This window comes from Janthinobacterium sp. HH104, assembly GCF_001758715.1.
In the GTDB taxonomy this organism is placed as follows: Bacteria; Pseudomonadota; Gammaproteobacteria; order Burkholderiales; family Burkholderiaceae_D; genus Janthinobacterium; species Janthinobacterium aestuarii.
This window is the reverse complement of record NZ_LRIB01000013.1, coordinates 122,700-147,907: the sequence shown is the minus strand read 5'-3', so window position 1 is coordinate 147,907 and position 25,208 is coordinate 122,700. Positions and strand designations below refer to the sequence as shown.

Genomic DNA, 25,208 nt, shown 5'->3' with positions numbered 1-25,208 from the left:
TTGCAACTTCATTACACTTTGTCCATCTTTGCCGAAGAACTCCTCTAAACTCATCTCATCAGGCGGGCATGGGCGGCACGCCCAATGCCGGCACGGCCGTCTGTGCCCCATTCATCACCATGGCCAGGAAGGTGTAGTAGCCATTGATGCCCATCAAGTCGACCACGCCGTGCTCGCCAAACAGGGCCAGCGCCCGCGCATACGTGGCGGCGCTGATCCGCTTGTTCTGCTGCAACTCGATGCAAAAGTCGTGCACGGCTTGCTCATCGTCTTTCAGGGCAAGCGGTACGCGCCGTTCAGCAATGGCGTCCACGGCCGCTTGCGCGATGCCGTTCTGCACGGCCAGCGGCGCGTGGATGGCCCACTCGACTTGCTGGTCCCACTGGCGCGCCGTCACGAGGATCGCCAGTTCCGACAACCGCGTGCCGATCGCGCTGCGGTAGCGCAGGTACTCTCCCATGCGCTGCGCCGTTTCCATCAGCTCGGGGCTGCGGATCAGCGGCACGAAGGGGCCGTACAGCGCCCCGCGCGGGCCGTCGATGATGGCTTGCGCCGCCGCGCGCTGCTGCGGGTCCAGCTGGTCCAGCGGCAACGCGGGCAAACGGTCGATATCGCTACCGGCCATCAAGCGGTCCAGGCGACCACGTCCTGCTGCTGTTCACCGAGGCCGGCGATACCCAGGCGCATGCTGTCGCCTTTTTTGAGGAAGCGCTGCGGCTTGCGGCCCTGGCCCACGCCCGGCGGCGTGCCCGTGGCGATGACGTCGCCCGGTTCCAGGGTCATGAATTGCGACAAATAGCTGACGATCTGCGCCACCGTGAAGATCATGGTTTGCGTATTGCCGGTCTGCATGCGCTTGCCGTTGACTTCCAGGTACAGGTCCAGGTCCTGCTCGTCGATGACTTCATCGCGCGTCACCAGCCACGGGCCGACAGGGCCGAAGGTGTCGCAGCCCTTGCCTTTATCCCACTGGCCACCCCGCTCCAGCTGGAACGAACGCTCGGAAATGTCGTTGACGACGCAATAGCCGGCCACGTATTTCAAGGCGTCCTCTTCCCTCACGTATTGCGCGCGCGTGCCGATGATCACGCCCAGCTCCACTTCCCAATCCGTTTTTTTCGAACCTTTTGGCAACACGACATTGTCGTCCGGGCCATTCAGGCACGTAATGGCCTTCATGAAAACGATGGGTTCGGCGGGAATAGCCATGCCGGACTCGGCCGCGTGATCCGCATAATTGAGGCCGATGCCGATGAACTTGCCGACTTTCGCCAGCGGCACGCCGAAGCGTGGATTGCCGCGCACCAAGGGCAAGGTCTTTTCGTCGAGCTTGGCCAGCTTGCGCAGGGCCTTGTCGGACAGTTGTGCGCCGTCAATATCGGCAATCACGCCGGACAGGTCGCGCAGTTTGCCTTCTTCATCGATCAGGCCCGGTTTTTCCTTGCCTGGACGTCCATAACGAACGAGTTTCATAGTCTTCCTTGGAGTTGATCATTGCCGCTGTGCAGGCTGCCATTTTACCGGATGGCCCGGCACGCCTGTAGCGGTCAATGAAAAACATCGCAAGTCCCGGCAGTTGCAAGGCCGCCAGCACGCCGAACGCCGCCTGGTAGGCCTGCGGCGGATACTGCTGCTGGCTGTTCAGAGGCCAGCAGCCGAGGATCAAGCCAAAGCCCGCCTGCACCAGGAAGGCGCCCGTGAAAATGAGCAAATTCAGGCAGGTGGCCGCCCTGCCCGTCAAGCTGGCCGGCATGCTTTGCGCGACGATCGCATACTCGAGCCCTGTCACCGTGCCCAGCAAGGTAAACAGCACGGACAGCAAAGGCAGGCTGGGCACCATATTGCTGGCCATCGCCACTTGCACGCCGACAAACAGGACGATGCCGGCGCCCGCCACCTGCATTGGTTCAATCGCGCGCCGCCCCGCCCACTCCGTCAGCATGCCCATGCCGATGGCGCCGAAGATGACGGCCGCCATGCCCAGGTACAACAAATACGCGACGTTATCGTCGGACAAGCCGCCCACGTCGGCCAGCCAGCGGCCTATCCACAAGCCCTGCACGCCAAAGAACACAGTGTGCGGCAGCAGGATCAGCGCGATGGTGCGGCGAAAGCCGGGATCGCGGTACACGCTCCAGACACTGACCTTGCTCACCTTGCTCGTGCCAGCGGCAGGCGCGGGCATGGCTGGCGACAGCAGGCGGATCAGCAAGCCGATGGCCAGTGCCGCCAGCGCCAGGCCCAGGAAGACGCCGCGCCAGTCCGTGTAGTGCAGCGCCAGCTTGACGGGCATGGTGGCCGTGGCAGCACCGAGGCCACCCACAGCGATCAGATAGCCATGCACGGACGGCAGGCGCGATGGCGCGATGGCGCACGAGACCGCTTTCACGGCGGCCATGAAACAGCCGCCCAGCCCCGCGCCCATCAAGGCACGCGCCCACATCAGCTCGGCAAAGCTGTGACCCCGGCTGAACAGCCACACGCCCAAGGCCGCCAGCGCCAGCAGCCACAGTTGCACCGCGCGGGGACCGTAGCGGTCGAGCGCCATACCGATCGGCAGTTGCACGAGCGCAAAGGCGAGAAAAAAAGCGCTGGTCAGCAGGCCCAGCTGGGCTGGTGTCAGGGCGATGGCGCCCAGCAACTCGGCCGTCAGCACGGCATTGACGCCGCGCAGCAGACACGACAGGTAATGCCCGAGCGCGAACGGCAGGAACACCAGGCAAAACACGGCCACGCCGGAGCGGGCAGGCGCAACGGCCGCGTGCATGCTCAGGCGGCCTGTGCCAGGCGGATGATTTTATGCGGCAACTGCGGCACGGGCTCATCCATTTCAAAGAAAAACTTGTCGTGGCCAAATGCGGGTTTCAAATGGTCCAGCCACGTCGCTTCCGCGTCGAACTTGGCATAAAACGGCCGGCGCACCCAGTCCGGGTTACGTGCCTGCAAAAATTGCAGGGCAAACAGTTTTTCGCCATTGATGGTGACGATGCCGTCGATGACGACCTTGCCGGGGAAGGCGCTCATGGACGGTCCGCGCACCGTGCGCGACAGGCCCGACACCATCTGGTAGGCGGCCTGGAAAATCTCGTGCGCCTTTGCCAAGGGCAACTCGAAATAGCCGCGCGGACCCGTGTCCCGTTCGACAAACATGTAATACGGAATCGCCCCCAGACGCGTGCCCGTCTGCCACAGCTCGGCCCAGCTTGCCGGGTCTTCATTGATGTGACGGATCAGCGGCCCCTGCATGCGCAAGGTGGCGCCCGTGGAGACGATGCGTTTTACGGCTTGCTGGGCAATGTTCTGGCGCAACTCGACGGCATGGCTGTAATGGCCCATCACGGCCAGGTTCTTGCCCGCCTTGACGATGCGCTCGAACAGGCGCATCAACTCATCCGCATCGCGGTCCGATACAAAACGCTGCGGCCAATACGCCACCGCCTTGGTGCCGATGCGAATGTTCTGGATGTGTTCCAGGCCCGGCGCCAGCAGCGGCTCCAGGTAGGCGGCCAGTTGCCGCGTGTTCATGATCATCGGGTCGCCGCCCGTGATCAGCACGTCCGTCACTTCCGGATGCAGTTTCAGGTAAGCAACCAGCTCATGCGACTCGCGCGCATCGAACTTCATGTCGTCCATGCCGACGAACTGGGGCCAGCGGAAGCAGAAAGTGCAATACGCGTGGCAGGTCTGCCCCGCGCTGGGGAAGAACAGCACCGTTTGTGCATATTTATGCTGCAGGCCGCGCACGGGCGCATCGTTAACCCGGGGCACGTTATGCGTCATCTGCCCGGCAGGATGAGGATTCATGCCCAGGCGCAAGCCATGCACATAGGCATCAATGGCCGCCTTGTCGCGCTGCACCAGCACCAAGTCGCGCAGGTGCGCGTACTGCTCGGGTGGCAGCATGTCGCGGTGGGGGAAGACGAGGCGGTAGATGGGGTCGTCAGGGATGTTGTTCCAGTCGATCAGTTGATCAAGCACATATTCATTGGTGCGAAATGGCAAGACGTGCGACACCACTTGCACGGCTTCGCGCTGCTCTTCCGGCAGCCATTCCCACTGCCGCGCCTGCTGAATGGTTTGCCGCGTATACGGCTTGAACTTGGGTGAAAACGGCTCGGTAATGAGTGCGGACACGATCGGCTCCTTGCCTGTAAATAGCGATAACTTTTATGAAATTGACCGTATATCGGCCAATCCCAGCCTTTTTCTCCCGCATGCCAGATCACCCAGGCATGCTGCAAAAGTCATCATAATTCTTGCCATTCGGAACCAAATTGCTGCATATCAACAAGCCGTCGAGACGTTGCATGCTGCCTACAAGCAACACCTTAGTTTGTTCCAACGCAAGCTGAGACGAACTTCGGCGACGTAAATTACGTCTTGGCAACACTTCCCTCGATATCACAAGGAGCTTTCATGAAACGCTTATTCACGGGCAGCCTGCTGTGCCTGGCATTTGCCGGCGGCAGCGTCAGTGCCGCGGTCGAACCAACGGAAAAAGATGCGATCGCCATGGCCGAACGGGGCGCCGCCTTCATGAAGGCGCATGGCAAGGAAGAAATGATGAAGAAAATCACGGCGAAAGACCCGGACTTCGTGCAGGGCTCGCTATATGTGGACATGCGCGACATCAAGACGGGCATCGTGCTGGCCCACCCCATCAATCCTTCCATCGTGGGCAAGGATTTGACGGATGTGCCCGATGCGAACGGCAAGAAATATCGCCGTGAAATCATTGAACTGGCACAAAAGCAGGGCAAGGGCTGGGTCGATTACCAGTACAAGAATCCCGTCAGCGGCAAGATCGAGCCGAAGACCACCTACATTCTGCGCGTCAACGATGTGGTGCTGGAAGCGGGCATCTACAAAAAATAAGACGGGGGCGGCGCGCACGCACGCCGTGCGCCGCCTGCGGTTGGAACAGCCATCGCCAGGAGTCAAGCATGCTCAATCAATTACGCATCGGACCAAAATTATTGCTGGCGCCCACCCTGGTCTTGCTGCTGCTGATACTCAGCTCGAGCGGCGCCTGGTATGGCATGGTGCGGCAAAATGCCTCGTTGGAAAACATGGTGCGGGTACGCATCACGCATTTGAAGGCGGCCGCCGACGTACTAGGAGAGGCCAAGCAGGTGCACGGCAATATGTACCAGTTGCTGTCGTGGACGAATGGCAGCTTTGCCAAGGCCCGCCTCGATACATTGGAGCAACAGATCAAGGCGCGCCACGCGGCCATCGGCGCCCAGCTGGCCACGCTGCGCGCCACGGCCACGGGTGCCGAGCGCGCCCTGGTCGATGCGGCCATCACGGCGCTGGCCGGCTATCGCAAGGCCGTGCTGGAAACCATGGAAATGGCGCAGATGGACCAGTCGATCGCCACCAATTCCATGCTCAAGGCGGAAACCCAATTCGTCCAGCTCAACACCCAGCTGGCGCAACTGTCGGCCCTGGAAACAAGCCTCAGCAGCGAGGCCCATGCGACGGCCAGCGCCGAGTTCCGCAGCCTGGGCTGGAGCTTGCTGCTGACGGTGCTGCTGTCGATCCTTGTTTCCATCGTCGTGACCATGCTGGTGCGGCGCGCCATGCTGGCGGAAATCCGCGGCATTGCCGACGCCGTGCAAGACCTGGCGGCGGGCAAGCTGATGGCGGGCGCGCCCAAGCAGGGCAATGACGAAATCGCCGCCACGTCGCGCGTGCTGGACCAGACCATCGCCCACCTGAATCAGACCTTGCGCACCATCATGGACGCCGTGCAATCGATCGACACGGCCTCGCGTGAAATTGCCACCGGCAATCTGGACTTATCGGCGCGCACGGAAATGCAAGCCAGTTCGCTGGAAGAAACGTCGAGCGCCATGGAGGCACTGACGCAAGCCGTCAATGACAACGCAGACAACGCCCAGCTGGCCTGCGAGCTGGCGGGACAAGCCTCGACCCTGGCCGTGCAAGGGGGCGCATCGATGCAGCAGGCGGTAACGACGATGGCGACGATACGCGCCAATTCGCGCCAGATCGTGGATATTATCGGCGTGATCGACGGCATTTCCTTCCAGACCAATATCCTCGCGCTGAACGCGGCGGTGGAAGCGGCGCGCGCAGGAGAACAGGGCCGCGGCTTTGCCGTCGTGGCGTCCGAAGTGCGCACCCTGGCGCAGCGCTCGGCCCAGGCCGCCAGGGAAATCAAGACCCTGATCGCCACCTCGGTCACCACCATCGATGGCGGCAGCGTGGCCGTGCAGCAAGCGGGCGACAGCATGGGCGCCATCGTGGCCTCGGTGCAGCAAGTCAATGAAATCATCCAGCGCGTGAAAGAAGCGAGCGCGGAGCAGGCGTCCGGCATCACGGAAGTGAATCAGGCCGTCACGCAAATGGATGACGTCACCCAGCAAAATGCGGCCCTCGTGGAGCAGGCGGCGGCAGCGGCTGCCAGTTTGCAGGACCAGGCCGTCAAATTGTCGGCGGCCGTGGCCGTGTTCACCCTCGACCCGCTGGCGCCCGCGCAGCCCGCCTCGCCGAACGAGGAAGCGTTCCGGCATCCGGCCAGTGCGCTGCAGGAGCGGCGGGCACTGCATAGCCCGCTACGCGGCATGCCCGGCTTGCACGGCGCAAACACGACGCCACAGCGCCGGCGCAGCTAGCTGGCCGGCGCGCGCATCGGTTTGCTCAAGTGAGGCGAACCGGCCAGCACGAAACGCCACGGCGTCTCCATCGCCTTGGAAATACCGATGCGCTGGCCAGCGTGTACCGTCACCTCTTCCTCGCGCGCCAGTAGCATGAATGGCGGCGCATCGAGCGCCAGCCGGTTATGCATATGCGTGACACCGAGCGCCTGGCACACCTTGCCCGGCCCCGAGCACAGCAGCCGCGCATCCTCGACGCCGCGCCGCTCGCGCATGACATCGAGTCCCACGAGCGGCTCGATGGCGCGGATCAGCACGCCCGCGCCATGGCCCGCTTCGCGGCACACAAAGTTCAGGCACCAGTGGATGCCGTACGAGCGGTAGACATAGGCGTGCGCGGGCGGGCCGAACATGGCCGCATTGCGTGGCGTCATGCCGCCATACGTGTGCGAGGCCGGGTCCAGCCGGTCATACGCTTCCGTTTCCACGATGCGCCCGCCCACGCCGTCGACCAGCACGGTCACGCCGATCAGCTGGCGCGCCACGCTGCTGGAATCGTCCGCAAAATCGATACCCGCGAGGATTTTTTTCATCGGGCAATTGTACCGCCGCGCATCGCGCCACACGCCTCGCTTCGTCTTGAAAACAAATAAAACTTGACCTTTCCATCACAAATATCGCGATGGGCAGCGTCGTAAAATGACGAAAATCGCAGCTGGAGCAGGCCAAAACGGGGATTTTTGCGACAAAATATTGCAGAGATGAACTATTGCCGTGCATAAACAGCGATAATCGTCGGGCACTGCGCCAGACGCTCATGCAGCGGGCAGCGGCAGCGCGCACAGAATAAGCACCGGGCACAAAAATGATGATGAAAGCGTGATGATGAGAGCGGCAGCGCAAAAGCAGGTAGTGCAGGAAGATCCGGTTGACGCCCTGATGCGTTCCATCCGTATCCCGCCGCGTCCCAGCCTGCTGGTCGACTTGCAGCGCGAACTGGCGGAACAAGACCCGTCGCCGCGCCGCATCGCGCGCATCATCGCCGATGACGTCGGCATGTCCGGTGCCCTGCTGAAATTGGCCAACTCGCCATTCTATGGCGCCGCGCGCAAGGCCAAGTCCGTAGAGCAAGGCATCAACTTTCTTGGGATCAACCAGTGCAGCGCCATGATGACGGGCTTGCTGGCACGCCAGGCACTGGAAGCGGAAGGCGTGGAACTGACCAACTTCTGGGATGTGTCGGCCAAGCGCGCGCGCGCCCTGGTATTTACTTCGCGCAAGCTGCGCATCGCCCCGCCCGACATCGCCCACACCTTCGGCCTGTTCTGCGACATCGGCGTGCCCCTGCTGATGAACCGCTTCCCCGACTACGTCAACACGTACGCGGCGGCGGCCAACGATGCGCACAATTGCTTTACGGCACTGGAAGACGCGCGCCACCAGACCAACCACGCGGCCATCGGCTGCTTGCTGGCGCGCAACTGGGGCCTGTCCTCCGACGTCTCCTGGGCGATTTTGCACCACCACGACTACACGGTGCTGGCCGACCCGTCCACGGACGACGCCATCCGCTCGCTCGTCGCCCTGTCGCTGCTGGCCGAAAAGGGTATTCAGCGCTACCATGGCAACAGTACCTCGCTCGAGTGGGACAAGGGCGGCGAACTTGCCTGCCAGCATCTTGGCCTGTCGCAGGAAGAAGCCGCCGACCTGCTCGACGAACTGCACGAGATGTTCGATACCGACCATTGAGGTATCAGGCGGCCGCGTCCGCCTGTATGATCTGTCCCGGCGCCTGGCCTGAGCCATGGCGCCCGTTTCCGTTTGCCTGACCCGTATTTCTTAACCTGTTGATCGCCATGCCCAAAAATAAGCGCCCTGTCCCCCGTAAATCCGCCAACACGCCTGAAGACAAGGATGAGTCCGTCACGCGCATGCTGTGCACGATGGCCCTGAACCTGGCGGAGCAGGAAGACAGCGAATCGCAGGGCACGGTGCTGGCCGAGCAAGCCGTCGAGTTCGGCCGCCTGATCCGCAAGGCCTTGAATCAAAAGAAGGATGAAATCCTGTACGACGCCATCGAGCGCGCCAAGTACGAAGACGTGGGCGCCTACCAGTACCTGCGCAGCCACATCGAGGAAGCGGCATCTATTTCCGTGATCCGCCGCGACAATGCCCCGGCCATGGAAATCAACGCCTTCGTCGTGCCCCTGCTGGTGCAAAGCACGGGCGGCCTGAAGGAAGCGGACAGTTTCCAGGACCAGGACGCTTTTGAAGCGCTGGTGAAAAGTTTCCAACAGGCAGAACTGGAAAGCGCCAAGGCCAAGGTGGTCCTGATGAGCCATGCCTACGACCTCGATGAAATCGACCGCATCACCTACAGCCATTTGCACGAGATGGTGCGCGATGCGTATAGCTCGATGACGGACAAGAAGATCGTCGCCACGCCGGGCCTGGAAAGCAGCATCGTCGGCTGGAGCGAAACGGCCTTCGGCCCGCAGGACACGGCCGTCGAACTGCGCTTCCTGCTGGGCTTTGCCTTGAAACGCGTGGACGATCCGTTCTATGCGGAACCGAAGGACGAAGCGGCGCTCGACGCCTGGTTCGATGCGCGCATGGCCCGCTACCAGCAGTGGACGACGGAAGTGGGCGAACTCGTCAAGCGTTGCCTGGCGCCGGCCGGCAGCCCCCTGGAAGTGAGCTTCCTCTACCAGGATATGTTCCACGGCGGCAAGGAACAAGGCATGAGCGAGTACGCGATGCTGCAGATGATGTCCGGCATCAACCATGCACTGGCGGAAAACAAGGTAGACGCCGGCGACGTCTCGGTGGTCGTCGGCCCGGCCGATGAACATGGCGAAATGCTGTTGCGCGTCAATGTCAGCACGGCGAACGGCCAACTATTGCACAGCGCCGACAAGCCGCTGGACCTGGCCGCCGACTTGCAGGACGAAGTCGACGACATCTGCGACGCACTGGCCACCATCGGCGTGACGCAACTGTCCGTGGCGCTGAAATTCGATGCCAAGGGACAGCCGCTGGAAGCGCAGCCGTACGCGCCAGCATAAGCTTTACAAGGGCTGAAGTGTTTTCCACTGCAGCAACTTGGCGCCATATGCCAAGGTGTAGGCGGGGCTGCTCGACGGCAAGCTGACGATGCGGTAGCGCTGCGCGTGTTCGCCCAGCACCTTGATACCCAGCTTTGCCGCCGTGCCGCCGTTGAAGGCGATCGTGTGCAACTGCGGCAGGCTGGCGGCCAGGGCCACGAGGTCGTTATCGTCGCGCGCACGGATATTGCTGTCCAGGCTGCCCGCACGCTGCGCCTGCGCCACCACGTCCCACAAGCCCACGCCGTGCGCCAGCAAGGTCGCCAGACGTTCCTCATAGGGCTGGCTTTTCAAACCCACGCCCAGCACCTCGCCCAGCAGCATCCAGAACTTGTTTTGCGGATGCGCATAGTACTGGCTGTGCGCCAGCGATTTTTCGCCGGGCAGGCTGCCCAGTATCAGCAAGCGCGTGTTGGCGTCGACGACGGGATCGAAGCAGCGCTTGCGCGCATCTGCGGCTTGCTCTGGCAGGATAACTGGGCTATTCAATGGACGGTCCGGAAGGGAAAACGAAGGACCATTTTACCCGGCCACGCGACGGTGTAGAATCCCCGCACAACCTTCCTGCCCACGAGACCGCCCATGCGCACCATCGACACCCTGCTGGCCCAGTATGGCGAAAGCCACCGCAACCACGTCAATGAACGGGTGCACATCGTGTGCGTGCCGCTGATCGTTTTCAGCTTGCTGGGGCTGCTGTGGAGCGTGCATCCCAGCGTGGCGCTGCTCGGCAGTATTCTCGCCTTATACTATTATTACAAGCTGTCGCGCCCGTTTGCGGTGGGCATGCTGGCGATGCTGGCTGCCATGCTGGGTCTGCTGTTGCTCATGCCACCGCTGACCATCCTGCCCGTGTCGCTGGCGCTGTTCGTGCTGGCCTGGATAGGCCAGTTCATCGGCCACCAGATCGAAGGCAAGAAACCGTCGTTCCTCGACGACTTGCGCTTTTTACTGGTGGGGCCGCTGTTTGTGCTGGGATTTTTGTACCGGCGCCTGCGGCTGGCGTATTGAGCGGCAAGCGGTTATGCGAAAGCAGTAACAGATTTTTACTATTCGCAACTAGTTATCTGAGGCAAGTGTCCTTATGATAAGTCATCATCTGCCGGTCGACGCAATCGGCAACCAACTTTTGTCCAAGGGAGTCCCACATGAAAGCACCAATTATTGCAGTGGCATTGCTCGCCACCCTGGCCGGCTGCGCCGTACAACCGAATTCGGCAAATGTCTACAATGCGCGCCAGGCGCAGAACGAACAATCGGTTCGCATGGGCACGGTTGAATCCGTGCGCCAGGTAACCATCGACAAGGGCGAAACGGGCACAGGCGTGCTGGCTGGCGCGGCGCTGGGCGGCGTGGCCGGCTCGACAGTCGGTGGCGGCAAGGGCGCCATCGCGGCCAGCATCCTCGGTGCCGTCGCTGGCGGCATGGCCGGCAAGAGCATCGAAGCGAATGCCTCGAACAAGGCCGGCCTGGAAATCACCGTGCGCCTGGACAATGGCGACATGCGCGCCATCGTGCAAGACGCCGACGAGCTGTTCCGCCCGGGCGAGCGTGTGCGCCTGCTGTCGGACGGCCGCAAGACCCGCGTCACGCACTGATCCGCTTGCCGGCGCACGCGCTCAGCCGAATGCGCCGGCAGCGAGCAAGACTGAAGGGTGCAGCCAGATGGCAATCACCGCCGTCACGACGACATACACAAGCACGCTCCATACTTTGATCTGCAGTGAGGCTGGCATGGCGGTCCCCTTCAAAGATGCAATCGGGAAAATATTTACTTGATAATAAAGTAAATATTTTCATAAATTCAACATTTTCCAGAAGCACTGCGCTGGCTCAATCCTGGCTGTCTCCTGACGCCACATTGAGCAAACTCGACCGCACTCGCCATCCCCGCGCGATGCCCGTATACTTGCGCGATGTCATCTCCTATCCTGTTCATCATTGCCTGCCTGATCTGGGGCTCCACTTTCTGGGCCATCACCTTGCAGCTGGGCGATGTCGCCCCCGCCGTTTCCGTGGTCTACCGCTTCGGCCTCGCGTCCGCCACCCTGTTTGCCTGGTGCGCCGTGCGCGGCGACCGCTTGCGCCTGCCCTGGCGCGCGCAAAAATGGATGTTGCTACAGGGACTGGCCTCGTTTGCACTCAGCTATGTGTGCACGTATAGTTCCGAACAGTATCTGGTGTCGGCCCTCGTCAGCGTGCTGTTTGCGCTGATGGTGTTCTGGACGCCGTTGCTCAACCGCATCGCCTTCGGCACACCGATCACCTGGAGCACCTGCTGCGCGGCATTCGTCGCCATCTGCGGCATCGTGCTGCTGTTTTACCAGTCCATCGGCGCGGCGCTGCAAGATATTCTGGGCGGCGGCAATGGCCATTTCCTGCTGGGCTTTATCCTGGCGCTGGTCGCAACCGTGTCGAGCACGGCAGGCAACGCCCTCGTCATGAAAGTGCGCGAACATTCGGGCAACGTGATGCTGACCATGGCCTGGACCATGTTGTGGGGCACCTTGATGGTGGCCGCCTGGGCCATCGTCACGGGCCAGTCCTGGCAGTTGCCGACGCGCCCCAGTTACTGGATGGGATTGGTGTACCTGGCCATCTTCGGTTCGGTGATCGCATTCAGCGCGTATTTCACGTTAATCGCCCGCATCGGCACGCAAAAGACCGTGTATATCGGCGTCGTCACGCCCGTCATTTCCGTGCTGCTGTCGGTGCAGTTCGAACACTACCGGCCTGCCGCCATCGAATGGGCGGGCATGGTGCTGTGCCTGTCCAGCGTGGCCTGGGCCTTGACGTCGGGCGCGCGCAAGACGAGTACCATCGCTTCCCTTTCCACCACTCCATCAGCAAAGGCAACATGAGCACCTCCTCCTCCCTCGCCATCCGCCCCGCAACAGCATCCGACGTGGCCGCCATCTTCGGCATGATCCATGAACTGGCCGTGTTTGAAAAACTCGAACACATGATGATCGCCAAGGAATCGATGCTGCACGACAGCCTGTTCGGCGCCCATCCCGCGTGCGAAGCGCTGGTCGGCGAGGAAAATGGTGCAGTCGTGACGTTCGCCCTGTTCTTCCATAATTTTTCCACCTTCCTGTGCCGCAAGGGCTTGTACCTGGAAGACCTGTACGTGAAGCAATCGGTGCGCGGCAAAGGCTATGGCAAGCAGATGCTGGTGGCGCTGGCGCAACTGGCCGTCGAACGCGATTGCGGCCGCTTCGAATGGTCGGTGCTGGACTGGAATGAAAACGCGATCAACTTCTACAAGGGCATGGGTGCGGACGTGATGCCGGACTGGCGCATCTGCAGGGTCGCTGGCGATGCCTTGACGCAGTTGTCGGCGGGCACTCCAAAGCTTGCCTGATTGGAGGGGAACTGTAAGCGTAAGTTCCAAAAAAAATCCCCGCGGGCTAGCGGCACCGCGGGGCAGAACCCATTGTCAAGTGGGAGGGGGAGAATGCAATCAACGGTTATCAATATAAACGCTGCCGCTTGCGATGGCGCAGACCTTTACATTTGCTTACCGGGCCTTACATTTGACTTAAATCCGCTAACCAAGTGTCACCCAGTGTCGCTCGGATGCCACTGATTATTTCCGTGGCTCAATCAATGTGCCGTGCAAGCCGATATGTTGTTGCGCAACCCCACTGCCACCCTGCGATTTTTTATAGATTTGGTACACTGTCAGGCAGGCGATGCAGCCAGCAACCACGGCAAAAATGACCATGCGACGCTCCTTGAGTATGCTTGAAGGAATCAGGCCTGCGGCTGATGATGACCAGGCGAGCAGGGAAAATTCAGTGTGGCATCTTCGGCCTGGGAGACATTGCGGAAGATCAAACGCGCCAAAGTGACGGCACGCTGGGGTTTGATGCGACGCAAAATGGCGGCAATGCGCTCACACACAATGAACGAATCAATGAACGAATCGCATACGGGAGCCACATCATGAATGTTTCTGCCAAACCGCTCGTCATGAAAATCTACCGCGCCTACCTGCGCTCCCGCCTGGAGCGCTACACGCGCGACTTGCAAGCCATCGCCGAACAGCGCGAAAACGACTTCCAGGCCGAACGCATCCTGCACCAGGCCGTCGTCTCGGTGCGCTCGAAACTGCACTCGCTGTAACCGTGATGCCGTCAGCGCTGCCGGCCGGCAACGGCCCAGCGCTCCACCAGCTCGAACAAGCCCTGCGTCAGCAGGGCCAGCACGGCTGCGGGGATCGCGCCGGCCAGCAGCATGTCGTTGTCATTGAGCGCCAGGCCGATGGTGATGCGTTCGCCGTAGCCGCCCGCACCGATGAAGGCGGCGATGGTGGCCGTGCCCACGCTCATCACGGCCGCCGTTTTCACGCCCGCCAGCATCACGGGCAAGGCCAGCGGCAAGTCCACGTGCAGCAGGCGGTCGCGCTTGCTCAAGCCCAGCGCCAGCGCCGCCATGCGCAAACCTTGCGGCACCTGCAAGATGCCCGTGCACGTGTTGCGCACGATGGGCAGCAACGCGTACACGAATAGCGCCACCAGCGCCGGCACGGTGCCGATCATGCCCAGCAAGGGGATCAATATCGCCAGCAGGGCCAGCGAGGGCACCGTCTGCAGCACGCCGACGAAGGCCAGCACCGTCTGGCGCAGCGGCGCCGAAAACGCCGCCAGCACGCCCAGCGGAATACCGATCAGACATGCCAAAGCCACAGACAACAATACCAGGGTCAGATGCTGGCGCGTCAGGGTCCACAGATCGTCGCCGATGATTTTATCGAGCAGCTTGCCGCGCGCAGCGGCTGGCTTGTTCGCCTGCGTGCCGGAAGCCAGCCACTGCCGCGCCACCTCGGAAAAACGCTTGCCATCGATTTCCACGGCCGCATTCATGGCGATCATGTCGCTCTCGCTGATACGTCCCTGCAACCCTTGCAACGCCTGCCATGCTGCGGGAAAGCGCTGCGGCACGTCAAGCCGGTACAACAGCATGGCGTCGTAGCGGGGAAAGTACTGCTGCGTGTCGGCCAGCACGCGCAGGCCGTACTGGCGGATCTTCGCATCCGTCGAGTAAATATCGATCACGTCCACCTGGCGCTGCGCCAGCGCTTCATAGGCGATGCCGTGATCGAGGCCGCGCGGGCGCTGCGGCAAGCCATAGCGGGCGGCTAGGCCCGGCCAGCCATCGACACGGCCGATGAATTCATGCGACAGGCCGAATGTCAGGGCCGGGTATTGGGCCAGCTGCGCCAGGCTGGCAATCGATTTTTCGTCGCTGCGCACGGCCAGCGCATAGGTATTGTTAAAGCCCAGCGGCACGGCCACGCCCAGGCCCAGCGCCGCCAGCTCGCGCCGCATCTGCGCCAGATCGATGGCTTTATCGTGCTTGAGGATTTCGCTGCCGATGGTGCCCATGTATTCGGCATACACGTCGATGCTGCCCGCCTGCAGCGCGGCGAGCACGATGGCCGTGTTGCCCAGGCCCTGGCGGTGCTCCGCCTTGACGTGCGGCGCGGCGCTCTGCTGGAGGATTTCGCCGAGGATGTACGATTCCGTAAAGCGCTTCGAACCCACCTTCAGGGTGCCGCCATCCTGGGCAAGGGAGGACATGGGCGCGGCGCCAAAAACAAGCAACAACAGCAGGGAAGACAACGAGTAAACAACACGCACGCGGCGCTCCAGGGCGGATGATCAATCCGGCAAGCTTACCACCGGCGCGCGCCAGACACCGCCATGCACCACACCCGCGCACGGGTTCAGGCCCAGCGCATACGCCAGGTCGGCCGGGCGCGCGATGCGCCACAGGGCGAAATCGGCGCGCTTGCCCACCACCAGACTGCCCGTCCGATCCTGCAAGCCCAGCGCGCGCGCCGCATGGATCGTGCAGCCGGCCAGTGCTTCCTGCGGCGTCAAGCGCCACAAGGTGCACGCCATGTTCATCGCCAGCAGCAGGGACGTCATCGGCGACGTGCCCGGGTTGCAATCGGTGGACACGGCCATCGGCACGCCGGCCGCGCGCAAGGCCGCGACAGGCGGCGGCTGCGTCTCACGCAAAAAGTAATACGCGCCCGGCAGCAGCACGGCCACCGTGCCGTGTTGCGCCATGGCGGCGACGCCCTCTTCCGAGAGGAATTCCAGGTGGTCGGCCGACAGGCCATCGTAACGGGCCACCAGCGCCGCGCCGCCCAGGTCCGACAACTGCTCCGCATGCAATTTGACGGGTAGCCCCAGCGCCTGCGCCGCGTCAAACATGCGCTGCGTTTGCGCCGGCGTAAAGCCGATGCGCTCGCAAAACGCGTCGACGGCGTCGACCAGTCCAGCGCCCGCCAGCTGGGGCAGCATCCGCGCGCACAGCAGTTCGATATAAGAGTCGGCGCGGCCCGCATATTCGGGCGGCAGCGCGTGCGCGCCGAGGAAGGTGGTGCGCACAGTGACCGGCAGCTGTTCCCCTATCCTGCGCGCCACGCGCAGCATCTTCGCCTCGCTGTCCGCGTCAAGACCGTAGCCGGACTTGATCTCCAGGGTCGTCACGCCCTCGGCCAGCAGCGCCAGCACACGGGGCAGGCTTTGGCGCAGCAATTCGTCATCGCTGGCCGCGCGCGTGGCGCGCACGGTGGACATGATGCCGCCGCCGGCGCGGCTGATGTCTTCATAGCTGGCGCCATTCAGGCGCGCCTCGAATTCGTCGCTGCGGTTGCCCGCGTGGACGATGTGCGTATGGCAGTCGATCAGCCCGGGCGTCAGCCAGCAGCCCTGGCCGTCGTGCAGCACTGCGCCGCTGGCCGGCAGCTCGTCGCCGGGGCCGAACCACGCGATGCGGCCATCCTTGACGGCGATGGCCGCGTCGAGCAGCTCGCCATAGCCATGCTCCATCGTGGCCAGGTGGACGTTGTGGATGACCATATCCCAGTCTTGCATGGCGGTTTCCTTCCTAGATGAACAGGTCGACGCGGAACACGGCCGTGCGCTGCAAGGCGTCGAGCCGCCAGTCCGGCGCATCGTCGGCGTCGAGCAGCAGCGCGTCATGGCGAGCCAGCGCGAACTGCTGCTCGCCACCGCGTGCCAGCACGTGGCCTTCGCCGGCGACGAACAGCAGGGTCGCCGCGCTGCGCCGCGCCAGCTTGCCCGGCGCCGTGATTTTTTCCAGCTGGTGGCGGCAGCGGTCGCGCCGCGTCATCACATTGAAATCCGTCGTCGGCCCCTTGACCTGCGCAACCACGGCCGCTTCGCCGGGAAACCACAGCATCGGTTGCGCCGCGCTCAAGGTCACCTTGCGCGCGCCATCGAGCGTCAGCTGCACACTGTCGCCATCGACCAGCATCAGACTGCGGTCGATACCGGGAAAGCTGGAAAATGGCCCGCTGGCCGTGATCGTCGCCAGGCTGATGCGCCAGTCGAAATCGTCGAAGCCGGCACCAGGGGGAGCAATCGCAATTTCCGTCGTGCTGCCGCCGCCGTTTTTCCACGGCGCGGCGCGCAGGTATTCCTGCGGGATGAAGGTTGCCATCAGAGTGCCCTCAGTTGCGCCAGAGTGCGCTTGTAGGAGGCGGCGATGGCGTCCTGCGCCACGTGGCGCCCATCGCGCACCTGCCACTGGCCGCCGCACAGCACGTCGCGTACCAGGTTGTCGTTGCCGCAGAAAAGTACGCTGCCCAGCACATCGGCGATGGCCACGCCGCACAGGTTCACATGCGCGTCGTCGAGCACCAGCAAGTCGGCGCGGCAGCCCGGTGCCAGCGCACCGAGCTTGCGCCCGGCCGCCTGCGCGCCGCCCCGCAAGGCCGTTTGCCACAGATAGTCGCCCACATGGCGTTGATCCGGCGTGGCGGCCACATTGCGCTGCTGGCGCTGCAAGCGCTGGCCATATTCGAGCCAGCGCAATTCCTCCACGGGCGACTGCGACACGTGGCTGTCGCTGCCGACGCCGAAACGCCCGCCGGCGGCGATGAATTCGGCCAGCGGGAACAGGCCGTCGCCCAGGTTCGCTTCCGTCGTCGGGCACAGGCCTGCCACGGCGCCGCTGGCCGCCATCAGCGCCACTTCATCCGGCTGCACATGCGTGGCATGCACGAGGCACCAGCGCGCATCGACGTCGATCTGATCGTACAAATACTGCACCGGGCGCAGGCCGGTGACATCGAGACTCTGGCGCACTTCGCCCTGCTGCTCGGCGATGTGGATGTGAATGGGGCGGTCCGCGGGCAGCGCTTGCGCCACTTCACGGATCTGCGCCACGCCGGCCGCGCGCAGGGAATGGGGCGCAAAGCCCACCTCCACCTGCCCGCCACGCTGCGGCGCCAGCGCTTCGACGATGCGCAGCACGTCATCCGCACCGGTGCGAAAGCGCGCCTGCTCAGGTTTGAGGGGCTGTGCGCCGAAACCCGCATGGCTGTACAGCACGGGCAGCATGGTCACGCCGATGCCGCTGAGGCGCGCCGCGGCCAGTACCCGTTCCGCCGTTTCCGCAGGGCGCGCATACAGCGCGCCGGCCGCATCGCGCTGCAGGTAGTGAAATTCACAGACGGCCGTGTAGCCATGGCGCAGGCATTCGGCAAACAGCTGCGCGGCGATGGTTTCCATCTGCTGCGGTGTGATGTGGTGCGCGAAGCGGTACATCAGCTCGCGCCAGGTCCAGAAGCTGTCCAAACCATCACCGGCGACTTCCGTCATGCCGCCCAGCGCCCGCTGGAACGCATGCGAATGCAGGTTGACCATGCCGGGCAAGACGTATTCGGCCACTTCCGCGCCGGGCGGCGGCGCGGCGTTGTCCGCCACCGCCGTCAGATCGCCGGCCGCATCCCATTCCAGCAGCACGTCGCGGCGCCAGCCTTGCGGCAGCAGCGCGTGGCGCGCAAACAAGCAGCCGCTCAACGCCCCACCCACGCCACGGCCGCTTCCATCATCTGGCGCAGCAGCGGCTGTACCTGTGCCGCCAGGTCGGGCCGGTAGCCAAAGGGCGCCGCCTCGTCCATGTACAGGCACTGGCACATCTCCAGCTGGATCGCATGCATGCGGCTGTCCGGCTGGCCGTAATGGCGCGTGATGTGGCCGCCCTTGAAGCGGCCATTCAGCGCGACCGTAAATTGATCCTGCGCGCGCGCGATATCGACCACGGCCGACGTCAGGCCCCCATCGCAGCTGGCCCCATCGGCCGTGCCGAAGTTCAGGTCGGGCAGCTTGCCGTCAAAGAAGCGCGGCACATGCGAGGCGATGGAATGGGCATCCCACAGCACCACGGCGCCGTGCACGCGCAGCAGCCGGTCCAGTTCCGCGCGCAGCTGCGCGTGATACGGCGCCCAGTAGCGCTGCAGCCGGCGCTGCACATCGGCCGCATCGGGTTCCTTGCCGGCCAGGTACAGCGGCTCGCGGTGGAAGGTATCGTTGGGCAGCAAGCCCGTCGTATCCTGGCCCGGATACAGATTCGTGTCTTCCTGCGGGCGGTTCAAATCGATGGTGTAGCGCGACCAGCGCGCCGACAGCACGGACGCATCCATCTGCTGCAAAAAGCCATACAGCTCGCGCAGATGCCAGTCCGTATCGGCCTTGACCAGGGCCTGGGGCGTCATGCGCGCAGCGATATCGTCCGGTATGTCGGTGCCCACGTGGGGCATCGACACGAGCAGCGGAATGCTGCCTTCGTTGAAGCGGAAATCCATGCTTGTCTCCTTGCGCCCGCTCAGGCGTACAGCGGGGCGAACAAATTCTTGCACTTGCTGCTCAACTCACCCTGCAGCACCATCTGCTTGGCCGCTTCGATATCGGGCGCGAAGAAGCGGTCGGCGTCGAAGAACGGCACTTTCTGGCGCAGCTGTTGATGCACGTGCTCGAGGTGCGGCGAGGTTTTCAGCGGACGGTGGAAATCGATACCCTGCGCAGCGGCCAGCAGCTCGATGCCGACGATGACGGCCGTGTTGTGCGCCATGTCGTCCAGGCGGCGCCCGGCGAACGTGGCCATGCTCACGTGGTCTTCCTGGTTGGCGGAAGTGGGCAGGCTGTCGACGCTGGCCGGATGGGCGAGCGACTTGTTTTCCGACGCCAGCGCGGCAGCCGTCACGTGGGCGATCATGAAGCCGGAATTGACGCCCGGGTCGCGCACGAGGAAGGGCGGCAGGCCGGAGAGCGTGGCGTCGATCAGCAGCGCGATGCGGCGCTCAGCCAGCGCGCCGATTTCAGCAATCGCCAGCGCCAGGGTGTCGGCCGCAAAGGCCACCGGCTCGGCGTGGAAATTCCCGCCCGAGACGATCTCCGCCTGCCCGTTCGGGCCATCCTGGAAGATCAGCGGATTGTCCGTGACGGCATTGGCTTCGATCAGCAGGGTGCGGCCCACGTTACCGATCAGATCCAGGCAGGCGCCCATGACTTGCGGCTGGCAGCGCAGGCTGTACGGGTCCTGCACGCGCTCGTCGCCTTCCAGGTGCGAGGCGCGAATGGCGCTGTGCGCCACCAGCTGGCGGTACATCTGCGCGGCCAGGATCTGCCCCGGCTGTCCGCGCACGGCATGCACACGCGCGTCGAATGGCGAGTCGCTCCCCTTGGCCGCATCGAGCGACAGCGCGCCCGTGACCATGGCCGCTTCCAGCAGGCGTTCGGCCATGAACAGACCATGCAGCGCCAGCGCGTTCGACACCTGCGTGCCGTTGATCAGCGCCAGGCCCTCTTTCGCCGCCAGCACGACGGGCGCGATGCCCGCCTGCGCCAGCGCTTCGGGCGCCGCCATCAATTCGCCGTTGACGCGCACCTCGCCCACGCCCAGCATGGCCAAAGTCATGTGCGACAGCGGCGCCAGGTCGCCCGAGGCGCCGACGGAACCCTTGGCGGGAATGGCCGGCATGATGCCCGCGTTGTACAGCGCGATCAGGGTGTCGACGATCAGCGGGCGCACGCCGGAAAAGCCGCGCGCCAGGCTGCCGATCTTCATCAGCATGATCAGACGCACGACGGCGTCCGACAGCAGTTCGCCCGTGCCGACCGAGTGCGATAGGATCAGGTTGCGCTGCAATTGCTCGAGCTTTTCATCGGGGATGCGCGTCTTGGCCAGCAGGCCGAAACCCGTGTTGATGCCGTAGGCCGCATCGCCCTTGGCGACGATGGCTTGCACGGCGGCGGCCGACGCTTCGATGACGGGATAGGCCTCGGCGGCGAGGATCAGTTTCGCGGGCGCGGCCCACACGGCGCGCAGGTCGCCCAGGGTCATCGCGCCCGGTTTCAGGGTCCAACTTTTGGAGTGCTGTGTCATGTTTGCTTTCACTTCGTATTAAGCATCGGCAGGTTCAGGTTGTTACGCTTGGCGCAGGCGGCCGCTGTTTCGTAGCCGGCATCGGCATGGCGCATCACGCCCGAGCCGCTGTCGTTGACCAGCACTCTAGCCAGGCGTTTCGCCGCGCTTTCCGTGCCGTCGGCCACGATGACCATGCCCGCATGCTGAGAATACCCCATTCCCACGCCGCCGCCATGGTGCAGCGAGACCCAGGTGGCGCCGCCGGCCGTGTTGAGCATGGCGTTGAGCAGCGGCCAGTCTGAGACGGCGTCCGTGCCATCCTTCATGCTTTCCGTCTCGCGGTTCGGGCTGGCGACGGAGCCCGTATCGAGGTGGTCGCGGCCGATGACGATGGGCGCCTTCAGCTCGCCCGTGCGCACCATCTCGTTGAAGGCCAGGCCGGCGATGTGGCGCTCGCCCAGTCCCAGCCAGCAGATGCGCGCCGGCAGGCCCTGGAAGGCGATGCGCTCGCGCGCCATGTCCAGCCAGTGGTGCACCTGCTTGTGGTGCGGGAACAGCTCCTTGATCTTCGCATCCGTTTTATAGATGTCTTCCGGGTCGCCCGACAGAGCCACCCAGCGGAACGGCCCGCGCCCTTCGCAAAATTGCGGGCGGATGTAGGCGGGCACGAAGCCGGGGAAATCGAAGGCGTTCTGCACACCTTGGTCGAACGCCACCTGGCGGATGTTGTTGCCATAGTCGACCGTGTGCACGCCCATGGCGTGGAAATCGAGCATGGCTTGCACGTGGGCGGCGCAGGAATCGGCGGCCGCCACCGTCAGGCGCGCATGGCGCTGCGGATCCTGCTGCGCCGCCTTCCAGTCCGACACGCTCCAGCCGCGCGGCAGATAGCCGTTGACCAGGTCATGCGCGGACGTCTGGTCCGTCACCAGGTCCGGTACCAGGCCGCCCGCTTTCGCGCGGCGCACCAGTTCCGGCAGCACTTCGGCCGCGTTGCCCAAGAGGCCAATGGAGATCGCTTCCTTGCGTTCGGTATGATATTTGACCAGTTCCAGGGCTTCGTCCAGGCTGGCCGCCTGCTTGTCCAGGTAGCGCGTGCGCAGACGGAAGTCGATGCTGCTTTGCTGGCATTCGATATTGAGCGAGACAGCGCCCGCCATGGTGGCGGCCAGCGGCTGCGCGCCGCCCATGCCGCCCAGGCCCGCCGTCAGAATCCAGCGCCCGCCCCAGTCGCCGCCGAAATGCTGGCGGCCCGCCTCTGCGAAGGTTTCATACGTGCCTTGCACGATGCCCTGCGTGCCGATATAGATCCAGCTGCCGGCCGTCATCTGGCCGTACATGAACAGGCCTTGCCGATCGAGTTCGTTGAAGTGTTCCCAGTTCGCCCATTTCGGCACCAGGTTGGAGTTCGCGATCAGCACGCGCGGCGCATCCGCGTGGGTCTGGAACACGCCCACCGGTTTGCCGGACTGGATCAGCAAGGTCTGGTCGTCTTCCAGTTCGCGCAGCGAGGCGAGGATCTGGTCGAAACAGGCCCAGTTGCGGGCGGCGCGGCCGATGCCGCCGTAGACGACCAGATGCTGCGGATTTTCCGCCACTTCCGGGTCCAGATTATTTTGCAACATGCGGTAGGCCGCCTCGGCCTGCCAACTCTTGCAAGCCATGACCGTGCCGCGCGGGGCGCGGATGGTACGGCTGGCATCAAAGCGTGGATCGGTGTCCATTGTGCTGTTCATGCTGTCTCCTCGTAGGGTGCGAGCGGACATGCGTGGTCCGCTCTGGTGCTCCCAGCATAGGTTGTCTATACAACCAAGTCAACAGGTTTTCTTTGGGGTCAGACCCGGCGGGTCTGACCCCAGCCTTTATTTTTTCTCGAACACGCGCTTGCCCGCCACCCACGTCTGCAGCACCTGCGTCTTGCCAATCGCCGCTGGAGCCACGGTGAACAGGTCCTGGTCGACGACGATAAAGTCCGCCCATTTTCCCGCTTCCAGGGTGCCGATGACCTTTTCCTGGTGCGCCGCCCACGCCGCGTCGAGGGTGAAACAGCGCAGCGCTTCCGTCACCGTCATGGCTTGCTGCGGGTACCAGCCGCCAGCCGGGAATCCTTCGCTGTTTTGCCGCGTGACGGCCGCGTGGATGCCCTCGAACGGGTTTGGCGACTCGATGGGGAAGTCCGATCCGCAGGCGATGCGCGAACCTTGCTTGAGGAAGGTGCGCCATGCATACGCACCCTTGATGCGCTCGTGCCCCACGCGCTGCTCCGCCATGTTCTGGTCCGAGGTGGCGTGCGTCGGCTGCATCGACGGCACGATGCCCAGCGCCTTGAAACGGGGGATGTCGCTCAATTGCACCACCTGCGCGTGTTCCATGCGGTGACGCAGGCCCACGCTGCGGTATTGCGCGGTCAAGGCTGCATAGCCGTCGAGGATTTGATGGTTGCCCGCGTCGCCGATGGCGTGCACGTTCACCTGGTAGCCGGCGCGCATGGCTTTTTCCATCTTCGCGCGCATGGCGGCGTCCGGGTAGAACAGCAGGCCGCTGGTAGAGGGATCGTCGCTGTACGGCGCCAGCAAGGCAGCGCCGCGGCTGCCCAGGGCGCCGTCGGACAGCAGTTTCACGGCGCGCAAGGCGTACATATCGCGCGCATAGCTGGTCAAGGGACCATTTTTCGCCAGCGCGTCGAAGTCTTCCGTCGTATCGGCAATCATGCCGTACACGCGTACCGTCAGCTTGCCATGGTCCGCATAGTCGCGGAACAGCCGGTCCTGCATCTGGCCGATGCCCGCATCGTGCACGCTGGTCAGGCCCACTTGCGACAGCTGCGCCAGCGCGCCATCGAGGGCGGCGCGGTTTTCCACGTCGCCCGGCTTGGGCAGCACGGCATCCATCAAGTCCATGGCGCTGTCGACCAGCACACCGGTGGCGTTGCCCTGTGCATCGCGTTCAATCTTGCCGCCGGCAGGATCCGGCGTATCGCGCGTGATGCCGGCCAGCGCCAGCGCGCGGCTGTTGGCCCAGCCCGCGTGGCCATCGACCCTGCGCAGCCACACGGGCCGCGCGCTTTCCGCCGCATCGAGTTCCGCCGCCGTGGGGAAGCGCCCCAGCTTCCATATTTCCTGATTCCAGCCATTGCCGACGACCCAGCTGCGTTCGGGGTGCACCTTGGCGAAGTCGCCCACGGCCTGCACGGCGGCCGCCAGCGACGCGGAACCGTACAGCATGACGCCACTGGCAATCGTCCCCAGGCCGAACACGTGGCCATGCGCGTCGATCAGGCCAGGCAGCACGGTTTTTCCCTGCACGTCGACGTGGGTCGCGCCCTTGGCCGCCTTGCGTTTTACCTGCGCGGCGCTGCCGACGGCAAGCAGCTTGCCCGCATCGTCAAAGGCCAGCGCCGTGAAGCGCACTACCTTGCCGTTTGCATCGAGCGTGTAGCCGTTGGCGTTGTCGATGACCGTGTCGGCGTGGGCGGAAACGTGGGGCAGGGCGCCCAGGCAGGCGAGAACGAGCAAGGTGCGGCGCGGGATCGGCATTTCCATCTCCAAGTCTTGAATGAAAAGACGAGTGTATAGAAATTGGCAAAATGGTCAATCAGGCAGCAGAGGGTTGCCGCAGCATCAGCCAATAATCGCAGCCCGTGACGGCTTCCCCATACCGCCCCGCCACCACGAAACCCAGACGGGCATAGAACGGCAGGCTGCGTTCGTTATACGTCTCCAGAAAGCACGCAGCGCCCGCCGCATCGACGGCCGCCAGGCCTGGCGCCAGCACGGATGCGCCCAGCCCCCGGCCCTGTGCGGCGGGATCGATGCCGGCGATCGACAGATACCACGCATCCTGCAGACCATGCGGCGCCAGCGCGTGTTCCATATTCTCGACGATGGCCGTGAAATGGGCGAAGCCGCGCTCCCCCAGCAGCGCGCGCAAAGCTGCTTCGCGCTGCGCATACGCAGCCTGGCGCAGGGCCGTCGGCGTGTCCGTCGTCCAGATCGCGGCACCATTGCCGACCTCATTGCACACATCGCCGGCCAGGTCTACACGGCCCGCTTGCTCCCCCTCGGCCAGCGCCAGCGCGAAGTACGCTTCCAGCATCGCCAGCCGCGCCGCTTCGTCCTCGCCGCACGCCACCGTGACGGTGCGGTAGAAAGGGTCGCCGATCAGGGCGGCGGCCAGGCTGCGGGCGGTGCGGGAGGTTTCGGCAGGAAATGGGCTGGACATGGTTCTCTTTCTTTTTTTGGAAACGCCCGGCATCTTAGCGCAAGCGCGCAGGCCTTGCGCCTGGCCAATA

General features: G+C 63.8%; 25 protein-coding genes. 9 read left to right on the top strand and 16 right to left on the bottom strand.

Annotation, left to right across the window (positions count from 1 at the left end; translation table 11 throughout):
- Positions 1-58: 58 nt before the first annotated feature.
- Genes JAB6_RS01530 through JAB6_RS01515 form a run of 4 tightly spaced genes read right to left on the bottom strand, consistent with a single transcriptional unit; the run spans position 59 to position 4,134 of the window.
- A complete protein-coding gene (locus JAB6_RS01530) occupies positions 59-625 on the bottom strand; it encodes a carboxymuconolactone decarboxylase family protein (RefSeq protein WP_070301119.1) in 567 nt (188 codons plus the stop codon).
- Positions 625-1,473 carry a fumarylacetoacetate hydrolase family protein gene (locus JAB6_RS01525; RefSeq protein ID WP_070301118.1) on the bottom strand — a complete coding sequence of 283 codons (849 nt, stop codon included), beginning with the start codon at positions 1,471-1,473 and terminating at the stop codon, positions 625-627. Before JAB6_RS01525 ends, JAB6_RS01530 begins: the two co-directional genes overlap by 1 nt.
- Positions 1,418-2,767 (bottom strand): nitrate/nitrite transporter, encoded by a 1,350-nt coding sequence (locus JAB6_RS01520; RefSeq protein ID WP_175444473.1) that lies wholly within the window; start codon positions 2,765-2,767, stop codon positions 1,418-1,420. Before JAB6_RS01520 ends, JAB6_RS01525 begins: the two co-directional genes overlap by 56 nt.
- 2 nt (positions 2,768-2,769) lie before the next feature.
- Complete coding sequence (locus JAB6_RS01515; RefSeq protein WP_070301116.1) at positions 2,770-4,134, bottom strand: KamA family radical SAM protein; 1,365 nt, start codon at positions 4,132-4,134, stop codon at positions 2,770-2,772.
- A 282-nt stretch (positions 4,135-4,416) separates the two neighbouring features.
- Between JAB6_RS01515 and JAB6_RS01510 the strand changes: the two genes are divergently transcribed.
- Entirely contained in the window at positions 4,417-4,875 is a 459-nt protein-coding gene (locus JAB6_RS01510) for a cache domain-containing protein (RefSeq protein WP_070301115.1), read from the top strand.
- Positions 4,876-4,943: 68 nt separating this feature from the next.
- Positions 4,944-6,638 (top strand): methyl-accepting chemotaxis protein, encoded by a 1,695-nt coding sequence (locus JAB6_RS01505; RefSeq protein ID WP_070301114.1) that lies wholly within the window; start codon positions 4,944-4,946, stop codon positions 6,636-6,638.
- Here the strand turns inward: JAB6_RS01505 and JAB6_RS01500 are convergent.
- Positions 6,635-7,213, bottom strand: coding sequence for a DNA-3-methyladenine glycosylase (locus JAB6_RS01500; RefSeq protein WP_070301113.1), 579 nt, complete (start codon positions 7,211-7,213; stop codon positions 6,635-6,637). The two genes, JAB6_RS01505 and JAB6_RS01500, sit on opposite strands and share 4 nt — an antisense overlap.
- A 289-nt stretch (positions 7,214-7,502) precedes the next feature.
- Here JAB6_RS01500 and JAB6_RS01495 point away from each other — a divergent pair, with 289 nt between their 5' ends.
- A complete protein-coding gene (locus JAB6_RS01495) occupies positions 7,503-8,369 on the top strand; it encodes an HDOD domain-containing protein (protein WP_034746307.1) in 867 nt (288 codons plus the stop codon).
- Between the two features lie 107 nt (positions 8,370-8,476).
- On the top strand, positions 8,477-9,685 hold the full coding sequence (locus tag JAB6_RS01490) for a hypothetical protein (RefSeq protein WP_070301112.1): 1,209 nt from the start codon (positions 8,477-8,479) through the stop codon (positions 9,683-9,685).
- A 3-nt stretch (positions 9,686-9,688) separates the two neighbouring features.
- Here the strand turns inward: JAB6_RS01490 and JAB6_RS01485 are convergent, their stop codons facing one another.
- Positions 9,689-10,213 carry a DNA-deoxyinosine glycosylase gene (locus tag JAB6_RS01485; RefSeq protein ID WP_083292471.1) on the bottom strand — a complete coding sequence of 175 codons (525 nt, stop codon included), beginning with the start codon at positions 10,211-10,213 and terminating at the stop codon, positions 9,689-9,691.
- Between the two features lie 93 nt (positions 10,214-10,306).
- On the opposite strand from JAB6_RS01485, the gene JAB6_RS01480 reads away from it, so the two are divergent.
- The 4 genes from JAB6_RS01480 (at position 10,307) to JAB6_RS01465 (ending at position 13,088) form a co-directional block, all read left to right on the top strand.
- Positions 10,307-10,735 carry a DUF962 domain-containing protein gene (locus JAB6_RS01480; protein ID WP_070301111.1) on the top strand — a complete coding sequence of 143 codons (429 nt, stop codon included), beginning with the start codon at positions 10,307-10,309 and terminating at the stop codon, positions 10,733-10,735.
- Between the two features lie 137 nt (positions 10,736-10,872).
- Positions 10,873-11,322, top strand: coding sequence for a glycine zipper 2TM domain-containing protein (locus JAB6_RS01475; protein WP_034746298.1), 450 nt, complete (start codon positions 10,873-10,875; stop codon positions 11,320-11,322).
- A 318-nt stretch (positions 11,323-11,640) separates the two neighbouring features.
- A complete protein-coding gene (locus JAB6_RS01470) occupies positions 11,641-12,585 on the top strand; it encodes a DMT family transporter (protein WP_070301110.1) in 945 nt (314 codons plus the stop codon).
- Positions 12,582-13,088, top strand: coding sequence for a GNAT family N-acetyltransferase (locus JAB6_RS01465; protein ID WP_070301109.1), 507 nt, complete (start codon positions 12,582-12,584; stop codon positions 13,086-13,088). Before JAB6_RS01470 ends, JAB6_RS01465 begins: the two co-directional genes overlap by 4 nt.
- Before the next feature lie 225 nt (positions 13,089-13,313).
- On the opposite strand, the gene JAB6_RS29210 is transcribed toward JAB6_RS01465, so the two are convergent.
- Positions 13,314-13,451: a hypothetical protein gene (locus JAB6_RS29210; protein ID WP_161781466.1), complete on the bottom strand. Its 138-nt coding sequence runs from the start codon at positions 13,449-13,451 to the stop codon at positions 13,314-13,316.
- Between the two features lie 221 nt (positions 13,452-13,672).
- On the opposite strand from JAB6_RS29210, the gene JAB6_RS01460 reads away from it, so the two are divergent.
- Complete coding sequence (locus tag JAB6_RS01460; RefSeq protein WP_034746290.1) at positions 13,673-13,852, top strand: hypothetical protein; 180 nt, start codon at positions 13,673-13,675, stop codon at positions 13,850-13,852.
- Positions 13,853-13,863: 11 nt separating this feature from the next.
- Here JAB6_RS01460 and JAB6_RS01455 read toward each other — a convergent pair whose 3' ends face one another.
- From JAB6_RS01455 to JAB6_RS01415, 9 genes are all read right to left on the bottom strand, one after another.
- Complete coding sequence (locus JAB6_RS01455) at positions 13,864-15,309, bottom strand: glycine betaine ABC transporter substrate-binding protein (RefSeq protein ID WP_070301108.1); 1,446 nt, start codon at positions 15,307-15,309, stop codon at positions 13,864-13,866.
- Between the two features lie 81 nt (positions 15,310-15,390).
- Positions 15,391-16,617, bottom strand: coding sequence for an imidazolonepropionase (gene hutI, locus JAB6_RS01450; protein ID WP_070301107.1), 1,227 nt, complete (start codon positions 16,615-16,617; stop codon positions 15,391-15,393).
- A gap of 13 nt (positions 16,618-16,630) precedes the next feature.
- Positions 16,631-17,206 (bottom strand): HutD family protein, encoded by a 576-nt coding sequence (locus JAB6_RS01445; protein ID WP_034746284.1) that lies wholly within the window; start codon positions 17,204-17,206, stop codon positions 16,631-16,633.
- A complete protein-coding gene (locus JAB6_RS01440) occupies positions 17,206-18,558 on the bottom strand; it encodes a formimidoylglutamate deiminase (RefSeq protein WP_254671411.1) in 1,353 nt (450 codons plus the stop codon). The genes JAB6_RS01445 and JAB6_RS01440 overlap by 1 nt, the downstream gene beginning before the upstream one ends.
- A gap of 8 nt (positions 18,559-18,566) precedes the next feature.
- Positions 18,567-19,355 carry an N-formylglutamate deformylase gene (hutG, locus tag JAB6_RS01435; protein ID WP_070301105.1) on the bottom strand — a complete coding sequence of 263 codons (789 nt, stop codon included), beginning with the start codon at positions 19,353-19,355 and terminating at the stop codon, positions 18,567-18,569.
- A 20-nt stretch (positions 19,356-19,375) separates the two neighbouring features.
- Complete coding sequence (gene hutH / locus JAB6_RS01430; RefSeq protein WP_046684340.1) at positions 19,376-20,935, bottom strand: histidine ammonia-lyase; 1,560 nt, start codon at positions 20,933-20,935, stop codon at positions 19,376-19,378.
- An 8-nt stretch (positions 20,936-20,943) separates the two neighbouring features.
- Positions 20,944-22,653, bottom strand: coding sequence for a urocanate hydratase (hutU, locus tag JAB6_RS01425; RefSeq protein WP_034746271.1), 1,710 nt, complete (start codon positions 22,651-22,653; stop codon positions 20,944-20,946).
- 126 nt (positions 22,654-22,779) lie between these two features.
- Positions 22,780-24,453, bottom strand: coding sequence for an amidohydrolase (locus JAB6_RS01420; protein WP_083292470.1), 1,674 nt, complete (start codon positions 24,451-24,453; stop codon positions 22,780-22,782).
- 58 nt (positions 24,454-24,511) lie between these two features.
- Positions 24,512-25,138 (bottom strand): N-acetyltransferase, encoded by a 627-nt coding sequence (locus JAB6_RS01415; RefSeq protein WP_070301103.1) that lies wholly within the window; start codon positions 25,136-25,138, stop codon positions 24,512-24,514.
- Positions 25,139-25,208 lie beyond the last annotated feature (70 nt).

Coding starts and splice junctions, on each gene's coding strand:
- JAB6_RS01530 (WP_070301119.1), bottom strand. CDS start 625: ATGGCCGGTAGCGATATCGACCGTTTGCCCGCGTTGCCGCTGGACCAG.
- JAB6_RS01525 (WP_070301118.1), bottom strand. CDS start 1,473: ATGAAACTCGTTCGTTATGGACGTCCAGGCAAGGAAAAACCGGGCCTG.
- JAB6_RS01520 (WP_175444473.1), bottom strand. CDS start 2,767: ATGCACGCGGCCGTTGCGCCTGCCCGCTCCGGCGTGGCCGTGTTTTGC.
- JAB6_RS01510 (WP_070301115.1), top strand. CDS start 4,417: ATGAAACGCTTATTCACGGGCAGCCTGCTGTGCCTGGCATTTGCCGGC.
- JAB6_RS01505 (WP_070301114.1), top strand. CDS start 4,944: ATGCTCAATCAATTACGCATCGGACCAAAATTATTGCTGGCGCCCACC.
- JAB6_RS01500 (WP_070301113.1), bottom strand. CDS start 7,213: ATGAAAAAAATCCTCGCGGGTATCGATTTTGCGGACGATTCCAGCAGC.
- JAB6_RS01495 (WP_034746307.1), top strand. CDS start 7,503: ATGATGAGAGCGGCAGCGCAAAAGCAGGTAGTGCAGGAAGATCCGGTT.
- JAB6_RS01490 (WP_070301112.1), top strand. CDS start 8,477: ATGCCCAAAAATAAGCGCCCTGTCCCCCGTAAATCCGCCAACACGCCT.
- JAB6_RS01480 (WP_070301111.1), top strand. CDS start 10,307: ATGCGCACCATCGACACCCTGCTGGCCCAGTATGGCGAAAGCCACCGC.
- JAB6_RS01475 (WP_034746298.1), top strand. CDS start 10,873: ATGAAAGCACCAATTATTGCAGTGGCATTGCTCGCCACCCTGGCCGGC.
- JAB6_RS01470 (WP_070301110.1), top strand. CDS start 11,641: ATGTCATCTCCTATCCTGTTCATCATTGCCTGCCTGATCTGGGGCTCC.
- JAB6_RS01465 (WP_070301109.1), top strand. CDS start 12,582: ATGAGCACCTCCTCCTCCCTCGCCATCCGCCCCGCAACAGCATCCGAC.
- JAB6_RS29210 (WP_161781466.1), bottom strand. CDS start 13,451: ATGGTCATTTTTGCCGTGGTTGCTGGCTGCATCGCCTGCCTGACAGTG.
- JAB6_RS01460 (WP_034746290.1), top strand. CDS start 13,673: ATGAATGTTTCTGCCAAACCGCTCGTCATGAAAATCTACCGCGCCTAC.
- JAB6_RS01455 (WP_070301108.1), bottom strand. CDS start 15,309: ATGTCCTCCCTTGCCCAGGATGGCGGCACCCTGAAGGTGGGTTCGAAG.
- hutI (WP_070301107.1), bottom strand. CDS start 16,617: ATGCAAGACTGGGATATGGTCATCCACAACGTCCACCTGGCCACGATG.
- JAB6_RS01445 (WP_034746284.1), bottom strand. CDS start 17,206: ATGGCAACCTTCATCCCGCAGGAATACCTGCGCGCCGCGCCGTGGAAA.
- hutG (WP_070301105.1), bottom strand. CDS start 19,355: ATGGATTTCCGCTTCAACGAAGGCAGCATTCCGCTGCTCGTGTCGATG.
- hutH (WP_046684340.1), bottom strand. CDS start 20,935: ATGACACAGCACTCCAAAAGTTGGACCCTGAAACCGGGCGCGATGACC.
- hutU (WP_034746271.1), bottom strand. CDS start 22,653: ATGAACAGCACAATGGACACCGATCCACGCTTTGATGCCAGCCGTACC.
- JAB6_RS01420 (WP_083292470.1), bottom strand. CDS start 24,453: ATGCCGATCCCGCGCCGCACCTTGCTCGTTCTCGCCTGCCTGGGCGCC.
- JAB6_RS01415 (WP_070301103.1), bottom strand. CDS start 25,138: ATGTCCAGCCCATTTCCTGCCGAAACCTCCCGCACCGCCCGCAGCCTG.